The sequence below is a fragment of the Streptomyces sp. NPDC021115 genome (genome assembly GCF_044333065.1).
Lineage (GTDB): Bacteria > Actinomycetota > Actinomycetes > Streptomycetales > Streptomycetaceae > Streptomyces.
On record NZ_JBIRQF010000010.1, the window covers coordinates 81,054 to 98,896 of the forward strand.

Genomic DNA, 17,843 nt, shown 5'->3' on the forward strand with positions numbered 1-17,843 from the left:
CGATTCGACCGAAATCAATCGCTCGCGGTCGCATCCGTCGTTGCCGCGGTCAGCCGAGGGCGCGGCGCAGTCGCTCGCCGACCACCTCGACGAGCCGGGCCGTCTCTGCGGCCGCCGTGGCCGGGTCAGCTCCCGCGACGCTCAGCACGACCAGACAGGTCCCGGCGGCCGCCGCCGCGACGAAGAGGGTGCCGCTCTCCAGCTCGACCATCGTCCGGCGCACCCGGGCGGGGCGCGCGCGACGGCGGCCCGCGCTCCTGGCCAGGCCGTGGAATCCCGAGGCGACCGCGGCCAGGTGGTCCGCGTCCCGGCGGGAGAGCCCGCGGGAGGCGCTGAGGGTGGTCCCGTCCTGCGCGAGCAGCACGGCATGGCGGACACCCCTGGCGCGGGCCGCTCCGTCGTCCAGGATCCGGTCCAGCAGGCCCGGGTCGAGCAGATTCCTGTCACGACCGACCAAAGAGCGGACGGCGGCTGCGCGGCGCTTGATCATGACGGTCTCCTCGGTCGGCACGCGCCGCGAGCGGGCGGCGCGCTCGGGGTCCCCCCATGGGCCAGGGACGGTAGCCCCCGAGGGGGCGCATTGGGGGGCGCATTACGAACCTGTTGGAATTTGACAGAGACAGATTCCAGAACGATCGCTCGATGCCCGAATCTGTTCTGAAGACCGATCTGTTCTCAGGACCATCCCTCTCTCAGGACCGCGAACCGAGGAGCCCGTCATGCGCCACGAGCGCCCCCACCGAGACAGCGCGGCCGACGTGCGGGACTTCTTCACACCCCGGGCGGCCGACTGGGACAGCCGCTTCCCCGACGACGGCCCTGCCTATGCCGCCGCGGTCGCCGATCTGGGCCTGCGCACCGGGGACGCGGTGCTCGACGCGGGCTGCGGCACGGGCCGCGCCCTGCCCGCGCTGCGCGCCGCGGTCGGCCCCCGCGGGACCGTGCTGGGCTTCGATCTCACGCCCGCCATGCTGGCGGCTGCCCGACACGCCGGACGGGACCGGGACGGGGCGCTCGCCCTCGCCGATGTCGCCCGGCTACCGCTGCGCGACGGCTGTCTGGACGCGGTCTTCGCCGCCGGGCTGATCTCGCATCTCACCGATCCCGGAGACAGCCTGCGCGAGCTGGCCAGGGTGGTGCGCCCCGGCGGATCGTTCGCGCTGTTCCACCCGGTGGGGCGCGCCGCCCTCGCCGCCCGCCACGGCCGGGCGCTCACCCCCGACGATCTGCGGGCCGAGCCCAACCTGCGGCCGCTGCTGGCCCGTTGCGGCTGGCGGCTCGACGCCTACACGGACGAGGACACGCGCTTCCTGGCGCTCGCGGTCCGTCAGGGCTGACGCCCGGCCGCGCAGCGCCATCGGCGTACGGCGTAGTCACACGGCGCCGACGAGGTGCACAGGGGTGCGCCACAATGCGGGCATGCTCGAACTCGCCATCCTCGGCTTCCTCCACGACGCGCCGCTGCACGGCTACGAGCTGCGCAAACGCATCACGGCGCTGACCGGGCACGTCAAGCCGGTGGCCGAGAGCACCCTCTACCCGGCCATCAAGCGGCTGGAGAACGCGGGGCTGCTGGCCCGTGAGACCCGGCCGGGCGCGGGGGCCGCGCCCCGGCACGTCCTGACCCTGACGGCCGACGGGCGGACCGAGCTGCGCCGCCGTCTCGCGCATCCGGCCGAAGGCGACATCGCGGACGAGAACCGCTGGTTCGTCCTGCTGTCGTTCCTGCGGCATCTGGACGATCCGGCGCGTCAGACGGCCGTGCTCGAACGCCGCCTGGCCCATCTGCGCCGCCCCTCCAGCCTCTTCTACGAGGGCGACCGGCCGCTGCGCGCGGAGGAGGTGGAGGATCCCTTCCGGCGGGGCGTCCTCACCCTCGCGCGCGCCGCCAATCAGGCCGAACTGTCCTGGCTTCGGCGCACCCTGGACGCGCTGCGCGCCGGGGGCGGGAGCTGACCCCGACCGCGCTACGGAGTCTCGACGCCGCGCCTACCGGCTGGTTAAGGTGCGCCGGACGAAGAACCGCATGAGGAGGCCGCCGTGTCCGCCACGGAGGAGTCGGGCGAAGAAGCCCTGTATGTGCTGACCGCCGTGCTGCTGACACCCGCGCAGTTCCCGAGCGTGCTCGGCGACGACTACCCCGAGGTGTGCTCCGCGCTCGGCCTGGAGCCGTACGAACCGGGCTACGGCCTGGTGCTGGGGCAGGACGGCAAGGGCGCCCGCTGGACGGTGGTCACCGACGATGTGTCGCTCGTGGCGTGCGCCATCGCGACCTGGGACTGCGGCATGGAGTACGAGCTGTCGCTCGACGACCGGACCGTGGTCGCCTCCCTGCCCGGCTGGCCGCTCGCGGTGGCGGTGGCCGCTCCGGGCGTACCGGCGCCGCACGATCCCGCGCCCGACGCCCGGCCCGGGAGCGCGGCCCGGCCGCCGCTCGCACCGCCGGACTCCGGGCAGTGGGGTCCGGCGCAGCGGCGGCTCGGTGCGGACGAGATCGCGCTCCAGTGGGCGATCTGGCGCGAACAGGTGGACAACGACGTGACGTTCGTGTCCCCGGGCGAGAAGCCGCACAGGGGTGTGCGCCGCGTCCTGGAAGAGGCGCGCGGCTATCTGGACACGCCTCCGCCGCTGGGACGGATCCGCTCCGCGTTCGCCGCTGGCGACGCGCGGACGCTGCGGGCGGACGGGCCGGGCTGGAGCATGGTGGCACGGACCGACGACATCGCGTTCGTGCTGCTCGACGACGAGCCCGGCGAGGTGCTGCCGGTCGGCCGCGGTCCGGAGCTGCCGGGGCTGCTGACGGCACTGGACGAGCTGGCCGTACGACCGCACTGAGCACGGGACGCACGGGACGCGTCGTACGGGGCTCACGGACCCGGGCGTCCCTGACCGGCCGGGGTGGGGAGCAGGGGACGATCCGCGATCGGTATTGCGCGGTCACTCCCAGGCGCGCGCCGCCCCCGCTCCCGGACCCGGCCGACGGCCCGGCGCCTCGCCCGGAGGCCGGGGCGCGGGCGCCGGGGCCGGACCGCCGGGGTCAGCGCCCCAGCTGCTTGCGGGAGACACCGCGCAGCCTGCGCCGCTGCGACGGGTCCAGCAGCAGATAGGCGGCCGCCGGAACGCCGACCATCACCAGCAGCGCGGCCCAGAAGGGCAGCAGCCACAGCAGGATCACACCGGCCACCACACCTCCGGTGGCGACCTTCGCGCGCGTGGACATCGCACCCGCCTCCTTAACCCGGCCCATAGCCGTATTCACTCCTCACAACGGACACCGGCGGCCGCCGGTTCCACAGACCGCTCGCCGTCCTGTACCCTCGGCCGCCCACTCCAGTAGTCAAATTTGAGGAATGCGTCAGAGCTGTGACCCCACCCTCCGCGACCTCTCCTTCCGAGATCACCGAACTCTGCCGCTCCACCGCCGTCTTCCTCCCGGCCGACCCCTCGCGCGCCGGGCGCGTCGCTTTCTGGCGGCCGGACGGTCCACCGCCCGGCGGGCCGTCTGCGGCCACCGAGGAACTGACCGTCGTCGTCCCGGACGGCTCCGGCGTCCGTACCCGCGCCGTACCCGCGCGGGTGCTGTCCCTGTCCGAGGCGCTGCCCGTGCTCACCCGGGCCCGGGCGCGGGCCGCCGCACAGCCGGGCGGAGCGCCGTCGGACAGGGAGGGGCCGGACCGGGGAGGGGCCGACCCGGCGACGGCCTTCTGGGGGGCCGCCGCCGTCCTGGCCCTGCAACTCGCCGCCCGCGGCCGCCTGCTGCCCGGCCTCACCGCCACCGACCACGACGCCTGGCGCGTCGGCCCACTGGACGGCGACGACCTGGAGCGGGTGCGCGAGCTGGCCGCCACCATGCCCGCCGCCGCCCACGCGGTGGCGCTGCCCGGCACCGACCCCCTGGTGCTGCCCGACCCCGAACGGCATCTGCGCGCCTTCCTCGACGCCGTCGCAGACGGGCTGCCGCGCTCGCCCGCCGCGTCCACGGCCGCGGGCGGCCCGGCCTTCGCCGCAGCCGCCCCGCGGCGGCTGCCCGAGCAGCGCGCCTGGGCGGCGGACGTCGCCGCCGGGCACGACGCGGGCGTACGGCTGTCGCTCCGTATCGAACTGATCCACGGGCTCGGCCACGGCAGCGAAGGACCCGGCTTCCGCGCCGTCCTCCAACTGCACAGCCTCACCGAGCCCTCCCTGGTCGCGGACGCCGCCGAGGTGTGGGCGGGCACCGCGCCCGCCGGGGTGGCGCTCGGCCCCCGGGCCCGGATGGACGCCCTGCTCACCCTGCGGCGCGCGGCCCGCGCCTGGGCGCCGCTCGCTCCGCTGCTGTCGGCCGCCGTGCCCGAGGCGGTCGACCTCGCCGACGAGGAGGTCACCGAGCTGCTGGGCCCGGCGACGGAGGCCCTGGACGCGGCCGGGGTGACGGTGCACTGGCCGAAGGAGCTGGTGCGCGGCCTCACCGCACGCGCCGTCGTCGGCCCGGAGGACCCGGACGCAGCGGGCGATGCGGACGGCACCGAGCGCGGCCAGGGGCCCCGGATGCCCGGCTTCCTCTCGGCCGACGCGCTGCTCCGCTTCAGCTGGCGGTTCGCCGTCGGCGACCAGGAGCTGACCGGGGAGGAGCTGGACCGGCTCGCCGAGGCGGGCCGTCCGGTGGTGCGGCTGCGCGACCAGTGGGTGGTCCTGGACCCCGAGTCGGCGCGACGCGCCCGCGACCGCCGGGACCGCAAGCTCGCCCCCGTCGACGCGCTCGGCGCCGTCCTCACCGGCCGTGCGGAGGCCGACGGCACCGAGGTCGAGGTGCGGGCCACCGGCTGGCTGGCCGCGCTGCGCGACCGCCTCGCCAGGCCCGGGGAGTCCCGGCCCGGGGAGGACGACGGCTGGCCGCCCGTCGCCCAGCCCGCGGCCCTCGCCGCCACCCTGCGCGACTACCAGCTGCGCGGACTGGACTGGCTGGTCCGGATGACCTCGCTCGGCCTCGGCGGCTGTCTCGCCGACGACATGGGGCTGGGCAAGACCATCACCCTGATCGCGCTGCATCTGCACCGGCAGGACGTGCCCGAGGCCGCCGGGCCCACCCTGGTGGTCTGTCCCACCTCGCTGATGGGGAACTGGCGGCGCGAGATCGAGCGGTTCGCGCCGGGCACCCCGGTGCGCCGCTACCACGGCACGGCGCGCGGCCTGGACGGCCTCGCGGAGGGGGAGTTCGTCCTGACCACGTACGGCACGATGCGGCTCGACGCGCAGCGGCTGGCCGAGGCAGGCCCCTGGGGCATGGTCGTGGCCGACGAGGCGCAGCACGTCAAGAACCCGTTCTCGGCGACCGCCAAGCGCCTGCGCACCATCGGGGCGAGGGCGCGCGTGGCGCTCTCCGGCACGCCCATCGAGAACAACCTGTCCGAGCTGTGGGCGATCCTCGACTGGACCACCCCCGGGCTGCTGGGCACCCATGACGCGTTCCGCAGGCGCTACGCCCAGGCGGTGGAGAGCGGCAGCGACCCGGCCGCCGCGGAGCGGCTGGCGAAGCTGGTCCGGCCGTTTCTGCTGCGGCGCCGCAAGTCCGACCCGGGCATCGCTCCCGAGCTCCCGCCGAAGACCGAGACGGACCGGGCCGTCGCGCTCACCAAGGAACAGGCCGGGCTGTACGAGGCGTTGGTGCGGGAGATCCTGGCGGAGATCGCGGACAGCAGCGGGTTCGAGCGGCGCGGGCTCATCGTCAAGCTGCTGACCGGGCTGAAGCAGATCTGCAACCACCCGGCGCAGTATCTGAAGGAGGACCGGCCCGTGGTTCCCGGCCGGTCCGGGAAGCTGGAGCTGCTCGACGAGCTGCTGGACACCATCCTCGCGGAGGGCGTGAGCGTCCTCGTCTTCACCCAGTACGTGCGGATGGCCCGGATCCTCGAGGGCCACTTGACCGCGCGCGGAGTACCGGTGCAGCTGCTCCACGGCGGTACGCCGGTGGCGCGCCGCGAGGAGATGGTGCGGCGCTTCCAGGACGGCGAGGCGCCGGTGTTCCTGCTGTCCCTGAAGGCGGCGGGCACCGGGCTGAACCTCACCCGCGCGGGCCATGTCGTGCACTACGACCGCTGGTGGAACCCGGCCGTCGAGGCCCAGGCCACCGACCGCGCGTACCGCATCGGCCAGACCCAGCCGGTGCAGGTCCACCGCCTCATCGCGGAAGGCACCGTGGAGGACCGGATCGCCGCGCTGCTGGAACGCAAACGGGAACTGGCCGACGCGGTGCTGGGCTCCGGCGAGGGCGCGCTGACCGAACTGACCGACGCCCAGCTCGCGGAGCTGGTGGAGCTGAGGGGGACCGAGCGATGAGCCGCACCACGGAGGAGAACGGACACCCGGAGGCGAGCGGATACGCCGATGAGGCGCCCGGCGGGCGGCCCGAGCGCACCCTCGCCGCCCTGCCGCCCGCCCACGGCCGCGGCTTCGCCCGCACCTGGTGGGGCCGGGCGTGGCTGAAGGCCCTGGAGGACACGGCGCTGGACAACGGGCAGCTCAAGCGCGGCCGCAAGCACGCGCGCGAGGGCGCGGTCGGCGCGGTGTGCGTACGGCCCGGCCGGATCACCGCGGTGGTACGGGACCGGGACCGCACCCCGTACCGCTCCGACGTGCTGCTCCAGGAGCTGGACGACGGCGAGTGGGACCGGCTGCTCGGGGTGGTCGCGGAGCGCTCGGGGCACATCGCCGCGCTGCTCGACCGCGACATGCCGCCGCAGCTCGTCGAGGACGCGGCCGCCGTGGGCGTCGATCTGCTGCCGGGGATAGGCGATCTGGAGCCGGAGTGCGCGTGTGAGGCGTGGGACCACTGCCCGCACACCGCCGCGCTGTGCTATCAGGTCGCCCGGCTGCTGGACGAGGACCCGTATCTGCTGCTGCTGATGCGCGGGCGCGGGGAGCGGGAGCTGCTGGACGAACTCCAGGTGCGCAGCGCGGCGCACGCCGCCCGGCACGCGCCCCCGGCCGGGGAAGAGGCTGCCGACGCGGCCCCGGAGGGCGTACCGGCCCGGGAGGCGTTCGCCGCGCCCGGCCCGGCGGCGCTGCCCGCTCCCCCACCGGCCGTCGCCGCGCCGGGCCGTCCCCCGGCGCTCGCCGGGGGGACGGATCCGGCGCCGGGGCTGGACGTCGCCGCGCTGGAGTTCCTCGCGGCGGACGCCGCCGTACGCGCCCAGCGGCTGCTGGCCCGGGCGCTGGCGCCCGGCCATGCCGCGGCCCCCGTCCCTGCCGCGCTGACGGAGTGGCAGGACACGGTGCGGCTGACCGCCGCCGGTCCCCCGGCCGCGATCGCCGCCCGGCTCGCGGCGGGCTGCGGACGCGACCGCCTGGATCTGGCCCGCGCCGTACGGGCCTGGGAGCACGGCGGGGCCGACGCGCTCGCCGTGCTGGAGGAGGAGTGGACGCCGGACGCCGACGCCCTGGCCCGCGCCCGCGCGCAGCTCGCCGCCGCCTGGGAGGAGGGTGAACGGGCGCCCCGGCTGCGCGCGGCGGGCAACCGCTGGACGGCGGTGGGCACCGATGCCCAGGTGCGCTACGGACGCGACGGGCACTGGTGGCCGTACCGCAAGGAACGGGGCCGCTGGTGGCCCGCCGGTCCGCCCGCCCAGGACCCGGAGGCCGCCCTGGCGATGCTCGCCCCGGACTGACGCGGCACCGGGCACGAGCCGGGCGCGGAGGGCGCGCGGGGGCGGCAACCTTTCGTGGAGGTGCGGCAACCGTAGGGCGTCAGAACACCCCCGCACACGCCTCCACGGGACGGAGATCCCCCATGCCCTCATCGCGTCCGCGCTCCCGGCGCCGCCGCCCCGGTCCGCTCGTCGGCACCCTGGCCTTCGCCACCGGCGCCGCGCTGATCGCCGTTCCGGCCACCGGCTGGTTCGGCGACAGCGGCCGGGCCCACGCGGCCGATTCCGCCGCCGCGGCGACCCTCGTCGTCGCCAAGGACGGCAGCGGTCAGTACACGACCGTCCAGGCGGCCGTGAACGCGGTCCCGGCGGACAACTCCTCCGCGGTCACCATCTCCGTCAAGCCCGGTACGTACCGGGAGACCGTGAAGATCCCCTCCAACAAGCCGCACGTCCGGCTGGTGGGCAGCACCGGCAACAAGGGCGACGTGACCATCGTCTACAACAACGCCTCCGGCACCCCCAAGCCCGGCGGCGGCACCTACGGCACCAGCGGCAGCGCGACCGTCGCGGTCGAGGCGGACGACTTCCAGGCGCGCCATCTCCAGTTCGCGAACGACTTCAACGAGGCGAACACGAGCATCACCGACAAGCAGGCGGTCGCGCTGCGCACCGCGGCCGACAAGATCGTGCTGGACGACATCGGCGCGGTCGGCGACCAGGACACCCTGCTGCTGGACTCCGCGAGCAAGGACAAGACCGGCCGGGTGTACGTCAACAACTCCGTGGTCCAGGGCAATGTCGACTTCATCTTCGGCCGCGCCTCGGCCGTTATCAACAAGTCGACGATCCGGCTCGTCAAGCGCTACGACGGCAGCTCCGCCGGCTATGTCGCGGCGCCCTCGACGGCGGCCGGGAAGAAGGGCTTCCTGTTCATCGACAGCACCATCAGCGGGGACGTCACCAGCCGGTCCTTCTACCTCGGCCGGCCCTGGCACGCGGGCGGTGACGCGAGCCTCGATCCGCAGGCGGTCGTCCGCAATACGAACCTGTCGGCGGCGGTCAAGACCACGCCGTGGACGGACATGAGCGGCTTCTCCTGGAAGGACGACCGCTTCGCGGAGTACAAGAACACGGGCGCCGGTTCCGGTGCGGCGAGCGGCGACCGGCCGCAGCTGACCGACGCGCAGGCCGCCGACTACGAGATCGCGGACTGGCTCGCGGGCTGGCAGCCGTCCTGATCCGGCGCGTCCGGTGAGCTCATCGGACCGATGAACTCCGGCCGCCGGTCCCGTCGGGGGGCGGGACCGGCGGCCGGTCGCGGTCAGCCGCGTGCGGCCAGCAGATGGTCCATGGCGAGCTGGTCCAGGCGCTCGAAGGCCATGCCACGCCCGGCGGCGGCCCGGGCGTCGAACTCCTCGAAGGCGGTGCGGTCGGCCAGCAGCGCGGCCGGGGTCTCGCCCTCGTCCAGGGTGGGCCGGACCAGCTCGTCCAGCCGCGAGGCGCGCAGCGCCTCCTGGACCTCCGGGTCGGCGCGGAAGGCGGCCGCCCGCTCCTTGAGGATGAGGTAGTTGCGCATGCACCCGGCGGCCGACGCCCAGACGCCCGCGATGTCCTCGGTGCGCGGCGGCTTGAAGTCGAAGTGGCGCGGCCCCTCGTAACCGGCCGTCTCCAGCAGGTCGACGAGCCAGAAGGCGGCCCGCAGATCGCCCGCCCCGAAGCGCAGGTCCTGGTCGTACTTGATGCCGGACTGGCCGTTGAGGTCGATGTGGAAGAGCTTGCCCGCCCACAGCGCCTGGGCGATGCCGTGCGGGAAGTTCAGCCCGGCCATCTGCTCGTGGCCGACCTCGGGGTTCACCCCGTACAGCTCGGGCCGCTCCAGCCGCTCGATGAAGGCGAGGGCGTGGCCGACGGTGGGCAGCAGGATGTCGCCGCGCGGCTCGTTGGGCTTGGGCTCGATGGCGAAGCGCAGATCGTAGCCCTGCTCGGTGACGTACGCGCCGAGCAGGTCGAACGCCTCCTTCATCCGGTCGAGGGCGGCGCGCACGTCCTTGGCGCCGCCGGACTCCGCGCCCTCGCGGCCGCCCCAGGCCACATACGTCTTCGCGCCCAGCTCGACCGCGAGGTCGATGTTGCGCAGGGTCTTGCGGAGGGCGTAGCGGCGGACGTCACGGTCGTTGGCGGTGAAGGCGCCGTCCTTGAACACCGGATGGGTGAACAGGTTGGTGGTGGCCATGGGCACGGTCATGCCGGTGGCGTCCAGGGCCTGCCGGAAGCGCTTGATGTGCGACTCGCGCTCGGTCTCCGAGGCGCCGAAGGGGATGAGGTCGTCGTCGTGGAAGGTGACACCGTACGCGCCGAGTTCGGCGAGCCGGGTGACGGACTCGACGGGGTCGAGCGCCGGGCGGGTGGCGTCCCCGAACGGGTCCCGGCCCTGCCAGCCGACCGTCCACAGGCCGAAGGTGAACCTGTCCTCGGGGGTGGGGCTGTAGCTCATCGCGACTCCCTCGCCTCTCTCGCCTATTTCGTCAGGGCGCTTTACAAATTAGTATGCGCGAGCATTCCGGGGAAGCCCCGCTCCAGTCACGGAGACTCGTCGCAGCACACAAGCTCGTCGCAGCACACAAGCTCGTCGCAGCACAGGCTCGTCGCAGCACACAGGGACGCACGCAAGGGAGAGCGCGAGATGGCAGCAGCAGCCGTGCCCGTGCCGGAAGGACCGCTGGTCGTGGGCGTGGACAGCTCCACGCAGTCGACCAAGGCACTGGTCGTCGACGCCGCGACCGGCCGGGTCGTCGCACGCGGCCAGGGACCGCACTCCGTCGGCGGCGGAGCCGACGGTGAGGGCAAGGAGAGCGATCCCGAGCAGTGGTGGGAGGCGCTGGCGGAGGCGCTGGGCCAGTGCGGTCCGCACGCTCGGCAGGCGGCCGCGGTCTCCATCGGCGGCCAGCAGCACGGGCTGGTGACGCTGGACTCCACCGGCCGTCCGGTACGCCCGGCGCTGCTGTGGAACGACGTCCGCTCGGCGCCGCAGCGCGACCGGCTGGTCGAGGAGCTGGGCGGGCCCAAGGCATGGGCGGAGCGGATCGGCAGCGTGCCCGCCACCTCGTTCACCGCCACCAAATGGGCCTGGCTGACGGAGAACGAGCCGGAGGCGGCCCGCGCCACAGCGGCCGTCCGCCTCCCCCACGACTACCTCACCGAACGGCTCACCGGATACGGCACGACCGACCGCGGCGACGCCTCGGGCACCGGCTGGTGGGCGTCCGCCACCGAGGCGTACGACGAGGAGATCCTCGACCGGATCGGGCTCTCCCCCGCCCTGCTGCCGCGCGTGCTGCGGCACGGCGAGGCGGCCGGGACGGTACGGGACCTGCCGGACCTGCCGCTGCCCACCGGCGCCCTGGTGGCCACCGGAACCGGCGACAACATGGCCGCGGCGCTCGGGCTCGGGCTGCGCCCGGGACAGCCGGTGCTCAGCCTCGGCACCTCCGGCACCGTGTACGCGGTCTCCGAACACCGGCCCGCCGATCCGACGGGGATGGTCGCCGGGTTCGCCGACACCCGTGAGGCGTGGCTTCCGCTGGCCTGCACCCTCAACTGCACGCTCGCCGTCGACAAGGTGGCCGCGCTGCTGGGCCGGGACCGGGAGGCGGTGGAGCCGGGCGGCCAGGCCGTACTGCTTCCGTTCCTGGACGGCGAGCGCACCCCGAACCTGCCCCATGCCTCCGGGCTGCTGCACGGGCTGCGCCACGACACGACGCCGGGCGGGCTCCTCCAGGCCGCGTACGACGGCGCCGTCTTCACCCTGCTGACCGCACTCGACCAGGTGCTGGACGCGGACGCGGCACCCGACACGCCGCTGCTGCTCATCGGCGGCGGCGCCAAGGGCACGGCCTGGCGCGAGACGGTACGGCGGCTGAGCGGCCGCCCCGTGCAGGTGCCGCGGGCGCAGGAGCTGGTCGCCCTCGGCGCCGCGGCCCAGGCCGCGGGGCTGGCGCTGGGCGAGGACCCGGCGGCGGTGGCGCGCCGCTGGGCGACCGCTGAGGGGCCGTCGTACGAGGCGGTGGAGCGCGACGAGGAGGCGCGGGAGCGCATCGCGCGGGTGCTGTCCGACGCGGACGGGCTGCTGCGCCGGGCCTGAGCCTCGCCGGGGACCATACGAGAAGGCCGTACGCGTCGCACGTGCCGCACGAGAGGAGACGACGACGGTGGCAGCGCCACTGCCCAACACCCAGCAGGCGATGCGCCGCCGCAATCTCTCCCTCGTGCTGCACGCCGTGGCCGCGCGCGGACCGCTCTCCCGCGCGTCCGTCGCGGCCGGGGTGGGGCTGACCCGGGCCGCCGTCTCCACGCTGGTGGACGAGCTGATCCGGGACGGGCTGCTGGTCGAGCTGGGCCCGTCCCGGCCCGGCACGGTCGGCCGCCCCGGCAGCGCGCTCCAGCTCAACGAGCGGGGCCCGGCCGGGATCGGCGCGGAGATAGGCGTGGACCATCTGGCCGTCTGCGCGGTGGACCTGGGCGGCCGGGTGCGGGCCCGTACGGAGGTGGCATCGGCGAACCGGGACCGCGCCGTGGCCCCGGCGCTCGCCCGGCTCGCCGACCTGGTCCGGCAGGTGGCGGCGGAGGCGCAGCGCGAGGGACTGCGCCCCGCCGGGCTCGCGGTGGCGGTGCCCGGTCTGGTGGCGCGCGAGTCGTCGCTGGTGGTGCGCGCCCCCAACCTCGGCTGGGAGGGCGTCGACATCGGCCCCACCCTGCGCGCCGCGCTGCCCGGACTGCCGCTGACCGTCGACAACGAGGCCAACCTCGGGGCGCTCGCCGAGCTGTGGCGGGGCGGTCATGACCCGGCGCCGCGCGACTTCGTCCATGTCTCCGCCGAAATCGGCATCGGCGCCGCGGTCGTGCTCGACGGGCGGCTGCTGCGCGGCACCCACGGCTTCGCGGGCGAGCTGGGCCATGTGCCGGTGCGGCCCGAGGGGCCCGCGTGCGCGTGCGGCGGGCGCGGCTGTCTGGAGCAGTACGCGGGCGAGGAGGCGGTGCTGCGGGCGAGCGGCCTGTCCCCCGAACAGGCCGCGGCCCAGCACCCCGGGCCCGGTGGCCGGATCGCCCTGCTGGCCGAGCGTGCGGCGGACGGCGACCGCCGGGTACGGCGCGCGCTGCGCGGCGCGGGCGCGGCGCTCGGGATCGCCCTGGCAGGTGCCGTGAACCTCCTCGATCCGCGCACGGTGGTGCTCGGGGGCGCGCTCACCCCGCTGGCGCCCTGGCTGCTGCCCGCCCTGGAGCGGGAGTTGGCGCTGCGGGTCGCGGACCCGGCGCGCTCCGGTCAGGGCGCGGTGACGGTCTCGCGGCTGGGCTCCGACGGACCGCTGCTCGGCGCGGCGCACTCGGTGGTGCAGGCCGTGCTCGACGATCCGGCGGCACTCAGGGACGCGGCCGCGGTCACAGGAAGCGGTGCATGATGTGCAGCCCGACGTAGCCCTTAGCCGGATGGTGGAACGCCTTGGGCACGGTGCCCACCACCTCGAAGCCGAGTGAGCGCCACAGCGCGACCGCCCGGGTGTTGGTCTCCACCACGGCGTTGAACTGCATGGCCTGATAGCCCTCGGCGCGCGCCCACTCCAGGACGTGTTCGCCGAGCGCGCGGCCGACGCCGCGCCCGGCGCTCTCGGGCGCCACCATGAAGCTGGCCCCGGCCACATGGGCGCCGGGGCCCATCTGGTTGGGGTTCATCTTGGCCGAGCCGAGCACCGTGCCGTCGGCGTCGGTGGCGACGACGGTACGGGCCGGGGGCGTCAGCATCCAGATGTCGCGGGCCCGGTCCTCGTCCAGGTCGCGCGGATAGGTGTAGGTCTCGCCCGCGGCGACGATGCGGTGCAGGAAGGGCCAGATAGCGGGCCAGTCCTCGGGGGTGGCGGTCCTGATGAACATGGCGGCCAGCATGGCGGAGCGGACCGGCGTCCCGCGAACCGATTTCCGCGGGTCCGCCGGGCCCGCCCGCCGGTGTCCCCGTGCGGTGTCAGCGGGTGCCGCGCAGGAACTCCTCCAGTCCCGCGAGGTCGTCGGTGTTGAGGTAGTCGACGCGCGCGGCCAGCAGCTCGCGCCACACGGCGTCGCGCTCCGGGCCCGCCAGGTCGGGGGTTGCCCAGAAGCGCACCTTCTGCCGGGCCGCGCGGGCGGCGACGGTGATCTGGTACAGCTTCTCCCGCTCCTCTGCCGGCATCGGGCCGGCGCCCTGCCAGGTGAAGGTCTTCGTCCAGTCGGCGCTGATGAGCGGGATGAAGGAGGCGGGCACGCCGGTGCCCATGTCCTCCAACCGTCCGTCGTAGAAGGCGTGACGGACCTTCTCGGCCTCCATGGGGGCACGCGCTCCCCGGTCGCCAGATATGACGGCGGTCACCGCGCCGCGCCGCACCCGGCCGCCGACGCCGCCGTAGGCGGTGCTGAACATCCGGCTGTAGCGGCGCAGCCGCTTGGCGAGTTCGAGGTAGGTGGCCTCGCCGGGGGTCTTGATGTCGATCAGCAGTTGCAGCGACAGGTCGTAGCCGCGGTAGACCCGGCCGCCGTTCGCGGTGACGCGCTGGAACAGCGGGTCGAGGTAGAGGGATTCCAGGGTGCGGGTGGGGTCGAGTTCGGTCGCGTCGTGGGCGACCAGCAGCTGGCCGTCCACCAGCCAGATGTCGGCCTCGACGCTGCCGAAGCCGTGGGACAGCGCGTCGGTGAGCGGGTGGGGGTGCTCGTAGTCGTTGTGCGCGTGGGCTCTGGCCAGCGGCGGCTTGGGCCCGGGGCCCGATGAGTCCGCGAGCGCCGGGGCGGCGGTGCCGCCCGCGAGTGCGGCTCCGAGCGTGACGACAAAGGCGCGGCGTGTACGGCGGACCATGGGGCCTCCCGGCTCTCGTCCCGGCGTGCTGCCGGATGTGCGCGTACGGACGCCAGTGAGTATCGGGGCGCCGCGCTCCCCGTGGGCAGGGGCGTGCGAAGAGTTCCGCAGGTGGTCTCCGGCCATTTCCACGCCGTTCCCGCGGCCCCGGCGGCGCACGCCGACGCCCGCGCGCCGCGCTTCGGTTCGAGCGCCGTCATCGAGCCGGGCGGCGCGCGGACGACGGTGCGCAACCACCCCTCTGGCGGTGCCGGGCGGCCGGTTCCGAATGGGATCGGAGTGTTCACCCGGCATGAATTCCGCAAACCCCTGGTGGCGCACTCTTTTGAGTGAATGCACCGCCCAAAGTCCGCTGCTAGCTTGGCAGTTGCTTCGAGCGGATTATCTCTTCAGGCCCATACTCTTCACGTCCATACAGGGGTGGCATTCACGATGACGACGTCCGTTGAATCAGGTTCCGGAAACGGCAATCCGCAGCCCCCCACGAGTCTGGGCACGGCGGCGGCACGGAATCTGGCGACGACGACAAAGTCCGTGCCGCAGATGCAGGGCATCACCTCGCGGTGGCTGCTGCGCATGCTGCCGTGGGTGCAGGTGCCCGGTGGTTCGTACCGGGTGAACCGCCGGGCGTCGCACACGCTCGGCGACGGGCGGGTGGAGTTCACCACCACCGGTTCCACGGTGCGGGTCATCCCCGTCGAGCTGCGCGAACTGCCGCTGCTGCGCGCCTTCGAGGACACCGCGGTGCTGGAGGCGCTGGCGGACCGCTTCACCCAGCGGGAGTTCGCCCCCGGAGACCTTCTGGTGGAGGCCGGGCACCCGGCCGACGAGCTGGTCCTGCTCGCCCACGGCAAGGTCGACAAGCTGGCCGATGGCGCGTTCGACGAGCCCTCGGTGGTCGGCTCGGCCGCCGGGGGCGACCACATCGGCGAGCGGGAGCTGGCCGCTGCCGAGCCCGGCACCTGGGGCATCACGGTCAAGGCGGTCACCTCCTGCACGGCGCTCACCCTGTCCCGGCAGGAGTTCGAGGAGCAGCTGGACCGGTCCCGGGAGCTGCGGGCCCATGTGGAGGCGGTCCGCTCGGCACCGGTGGCCGCGCAGAACGAGCACGGTGAGGCGTCGATCGACCTGGCCTCGGGGCATACCGGCGAGCCGGTCCTGCCCGGGGTGTTCGCGGAGTACGAGCTGAAGCCGCGCGAGTACGAACTGAGCGTCGCCCAGACCGTCCTGCGCGTCCACACCCGCGTCGCCGACCTCTACAACGAGCCGATGAACCAGGTCGAACAGCAGCTCCGCCTCACCATCGAGGCACTGCGCGAACGCCAGGAACACGAACTGGTCAACAACCCCGACATCGGCCTGCTGCACAACGCCGACCTCACCCAGCGCATCCACACCCGCGGCGGCCCGCCCACCCCCGACGACCTCGACGCGCTGCTGGCCACCGTCTGGAAGGACCCGGGGCTGATCCTGGCCCATCCGCGGGCCATCGCGGCCATCGGCCGGGAGTTCAACAGCCGGGGCATCGTGCCGCAGCACGCGGAGGTGAACGGGCACGCGGTGCCGGCCTGGCGCGGGGTGCCCATCTTCCCGTGCAACAAGATTCCGGTGAGCCGCAGTGGGGTCAGCTCGATCCTGGCGCTGCGCACCGGAGAGGAGAACCAGGGCGTCATCGGGCTCCACCGGACGGGAATTCCGGATGAATACCAGCCGAGCCTTTCCGTCCGCTTCATGGGAATCAGCGACCAGGCCATCATCTCGTACCTCGTCAGCGCCTACTATTCCGCGGCCGTCCTCACCCCGGACGCACTGGGAGTCCTGGAGAACGTGGAAATCGGACTCTGACGGACCGGACTCCGACCATCCGGCGGCCCTGCCCCCGGCCGCCCGTACGGCCTTCGACCCTCCCGCAACGCCCCCTCCCTCTATCGAAATGGGTGACGAACACAGATGACCACCTCCGTGGAGTCCGGTGAGCAGCAGCCGCTGAGCCTGGGTACGGCCGCCGCCCGGAATCTGGCGACCACCACCAAGTCCGTGCCGCAGATGCAGGCCAAGTCCTCCCGGTGGCTGCTGCGCGTGCTGCCCTGGGTCCAGGTGTCGGCCGGTACGTACCGGGTGAACCGGCGGCTCAGCTACACGGTCGGGGACGGACGGATCGAGTTCGTCAGCACCGGCTCCGAGGTGCGGGTGATTCCGCCGGAGCTGGGCGAGCTGCCGACGCTGCGCGGCTTCGACGACACGGAGGTGCTGGAGGCGCTGGCGGACGGCTGCGTGCAGCGCGAGTACGCGCCCGGCGATGTGCTGGTCGAGGCCGGGCGCCCGGCCGACCAGGTGTTCCTCATCGCCCACGGCAAGGTCCGGCAGATCGCGCCCGGGGCGTACGACGAGGGCACCGCGCTGGGGCTGCTGGCCGACGGGGAGTTCTTCGGCGACTCGGTGCTGACCGGACCGGAGGGCACCTGGGAGTTCACCGCGCGGGCCGTCACCCGGACCACGGTGCTCACCCTCCCCCGCCGGCTCTTCCAGGAGGCCGCCGACCGTTCCGAGGCACTGCGCGGCCATCTCCAGGAGGCGTCCGAGCGGACCGCGCCCGCGCGGAACCGGAAGGGTGAGGCCGATATCGCGGTCGCCTCCGGCCATACGGGGGAGCCGACGCTTCCGGGGACGTTCGCGGAGTACGAGCTGAAGCCGCGCGAGTACGAACTGAGCGTCGCCCAGACCGTCCTGCGCGTCCACACCCGCGTCGCCGACCTCTACAACGAGCCGATGAACCAGGTCGAACAGCAGCTCCGCCTCACCATCGAGGCGCTACGGGAGCGCCAGGAGCACGAGCTGGTCAACAACCGGGAGTTCGGCCTGCTGCACAACGCCGACCTCACCCAGCGCATCCACACCCGCAGTGGCCCGCCCACCCCGGACGATCTGGACGAGCTGCTGGCCCGCCGCCGCAAGACGCAGTACCTGCTGGCGCATCCGCGCACCATCGCCGCCTTCGGCCGCGAGTGCAGCAGCCGGGGGCTGTATCCGCAGGGCGCCGAGGTGGCGGGCGTCGCGGTGCGCGCCTGGCGCGGGGTGCCGCTGCTGCCCTGCAACAAGATCCCGCTGAGCGAGTCCGGTACCAGCTCGATCCTCGCGATGCGCACCGGGGAGGAGAGCCAGGGCGTCATCGGTCTCCATCAGACGGGCATTCCGGACGAGTACGAGCCCAGCCTGAACGTGCGGTTCATGGGCATCAACGACCAGGCCGTGACGTCGTATCTGGTGAGCGCCTACTACTCGGCGGCGGTCCTGGTGCCCGATGCCCTGGGCGTGCTGGAGGACGTCGAGATCGGCCGCTGAGC

At 74.0% G+C, this 17,843-nt stretch carries 15 protein-coding genes; 10 read left to right on the forward strand and 5 right to left on the reverse strand.

Features of this window, described 5'->3' with window-relative positions; genetic code table 11:
- Positions 1-49: 49 nt before the first annotated feature.
- Positions 50-490, reverse strand: a complete 441-nt coding sequence (locus ACH4TL_RS28015) for a roadblock/LC7 domain-containing protein (protein WP_398321152.1) — start codon at positions 488-490, stop codon at positions 50-52.
- A gap of 229 nt (positions 491-719) precedes the next feature.
- On the opposite strand from ACH4TL_RS28015, the gene ACH4TL_RS28020 reads away from it, so the two are divergent.
- The 3 genes from ACH4TL_RS28020 (at position 720) to ACH4TL_RS28030 (ending at position 2,835) form a co-directional block, all read left to right on the forward strand.
- Positions 720-1,337 carry a class I SAM-dependent methyltransferase gene (locus ACH4TL_RS28020; protein ID WP_398321149.1) on the forward strand — a complete coding sequence of 206 codons (618 nt, stop codon included), beginning with the start codon at positions 720-722 and terminating at the stop codon, positions 1,335-1,337.
- Positions 1,338-1,419: 82 nt separating this feature from the next.
- Positions 1,420-1,956: a PadR family transcriptional regulator gene (locus tag ACH4TL_RS28025; protein ID WP_398321146.1), complete on the forward strand. Its 537-nt coding sequence runs from the start codon at positions 1,420-1,422 to the stop codon at positions 1,954-1,956.
- An 84-nt stretch (positions 1,957-2,040) separates the two neighbouring features.
- Positions 2,041-2,835 carry a hypothetical protein gene (locus tag ACH4TL_RS28030; RefSeq protein WP_398321144.1) on the forward strand — a complete coding sequence of 265 codons (795 nt, stop codon included), beginning with the start codon at positions 2,041-2,043 and terminating at the stop codon, positions 2,833-2,835.
- A 202-nt stretch (positions 2,836-3,037) separates the two neighbouring features.
- Here ACH4TL_RS28030 and ACH4TL_RS28035 read toward each other — a convergent pair whose 3' ends face one another.
- Positions 3,038-3,220, reverse strand: a complete 183-nt coding sequence (locus tag ACH4TL_RS28035; RefSeq protein WP_398321142.1) for a hypothetical protein — start codon at positions 3,218-3,220, stop codon at positions 3,038-3,040.
- Positions 3,221-3,363: 143 nt separating this feature from the next.
- On the opposite strand from ACH4TL_RS28035, the gene ACH4TL_RS28040 reads away from it, so the two are divergent.
- The 3 genes from ACH4TL_RS28040 (at position 3,364) to ACH4TL_RS28050 (ending at position 8,863) form a co-directional block, all read left to right on the forward strand.
- The gene (locus ACH4TL_RS28040; protein WP_398321140.1) at positions 3,364-6,315 is read left to right on the forward strand and encodes a DEAD/DEAH box helicase; all 2,952 of its coding nucleotides are present in this window, start codon (positions 3,364-3,366) and stop codon (positions 6,313-6,315) included.
- Positions 6,312-7,643 (forward strand): SWF or SNF family helicase, encoded by a 1,332-nt coding sequence (locus ACH4TL_RS28045; protein ID WP_398321138.1) that lies wholly within the window; start codon positions 6,312-6,314, stop codon positions 7,641-7,643. Before ACH4TL_RS28040 ends, ACH4TL_RS28045 begins: the two co-directional genes overlap by 4 nt.
- Positions 7,644-7,765: 122 nt before the next feature.
- Complete coding sequence (locus tag ACH4TL_RS28050; RefSeq protein WP_398321135.1) at positions 7,766-8,863, forward strand: pectinesterase family protein; 1,098 nt, start codon at positions 7,766-7,768, stop codon at positions 8,861-8,863.
- A gap of 83 nt (positions 8,864-8,946) precedes the next feature.
- On the opposite strand, the gene xylA is transcribed toward ACH4TL_RS28050, so the two are convergent.
- Entirely contained in the window at positions 8,947-10,119 is a 1,173-nt protein-coding gene (gene xylA, locus ACH4TL_RS28055; RefSeq protein WP_398321132.1) for a xylose isomerase, read from the reverse strand.
- Positions 10,120-10,308: 189 nt separating this feature from the next.
- Between xylA and xylB the strand changes: the two genes are divergently transcribed.
- Both xylB and ACH4TL_RS28065 read left to right on the forward strand, forming a co-directional pair.
- Positions 10,309-11,766 carry a xylulokinase gene (gene xylB, locus ACH4TL_RS28060; RefSeq protein WP_398321129.1) on the forward strand — a complete coding sequence of 486 codons (1,458 nt, stop codon included), beginning with the start codon at positions 10,309-10,311 and terminating at the stop codon, positions 11,764-11,766.
- Positions 11,767-11,833: 67 nt separating this feature from the next.
- Entirely contained in the window at positions 11,834-13,081 is a 1,248-nt protein-coding gene (locus tag ACH4TL_RS28065; RefSeq protein WP_398321126.1) for an ROK family protein, read from the forward strand.
- Here the strand turns inward: ACH4TL_RS28065 and ACH4TL_RS28070 are convergent.
- Together ACH4TL_RS28070 and ACH4TL_RS28075 are read right to left on the reverse strand one after the other, a co-directional pair.
- The gene (locus ACH4TL_RS28070) at positions 13,062-13,550 is read right to left on the reverse strand and encodes a GNAT family N-acetyltransferase (protein ID WP_398321123.1); all 489 of its coding nucleotides are present in this window, start codon (positions 13,548-13,550) and stop codon (positions 13,062-13,064) included. The genes ACH4TL_RS28065 and ACH4TL_RS28070 overlap by 20 nt on opposite strands.
- Positions 13,551-13,638: 88 nt before the next feature.
- Complete coding sequence (locus ACH4TL_RS28075) at positions 13,639-14,499, reverse strand: phosphatidylinositol-specific phospholipase C/glycerophosphodiester phosphodiesterase family protein (protein WP_398321120.1); 861 nt, start codon at positions 14,497-14,499, stop codon at positions 13,639-13,641.
- Positions 14,500-14,931: 432 nt separating this feature from the next.
- Between ACH4TL_RS28075 and ACH4TL_RS28080 the strand changes: the two genes are divergently transcribed.
- Complete coding sequence (locus ACH4TL_RS28080; protein ID WP_398321117.1) at positions 14,932-16,344, forward strand: family 2B encapsulin nanocompartment shell protein; 1,413 nt, start codon at positions 14,932-14,934, stop codon at positions 16,342-16,344.
- A 105-nt stretch (positions 16,345-16,449) separates the two neighbouring features.
- Positions 16,450-17,841, forward strand: coding sequence for a family 2B encapsulin nanocompartment shell protein (locus ACH4TL_RS28085; RefSeq protein WP_398321114.1), 1,392 nt, complete (start codon positions 16,450-16,452; stop codon positions 17,839-17,841).
- Positions 17,842-17,843: the final 2 nt, after the last annotated feature.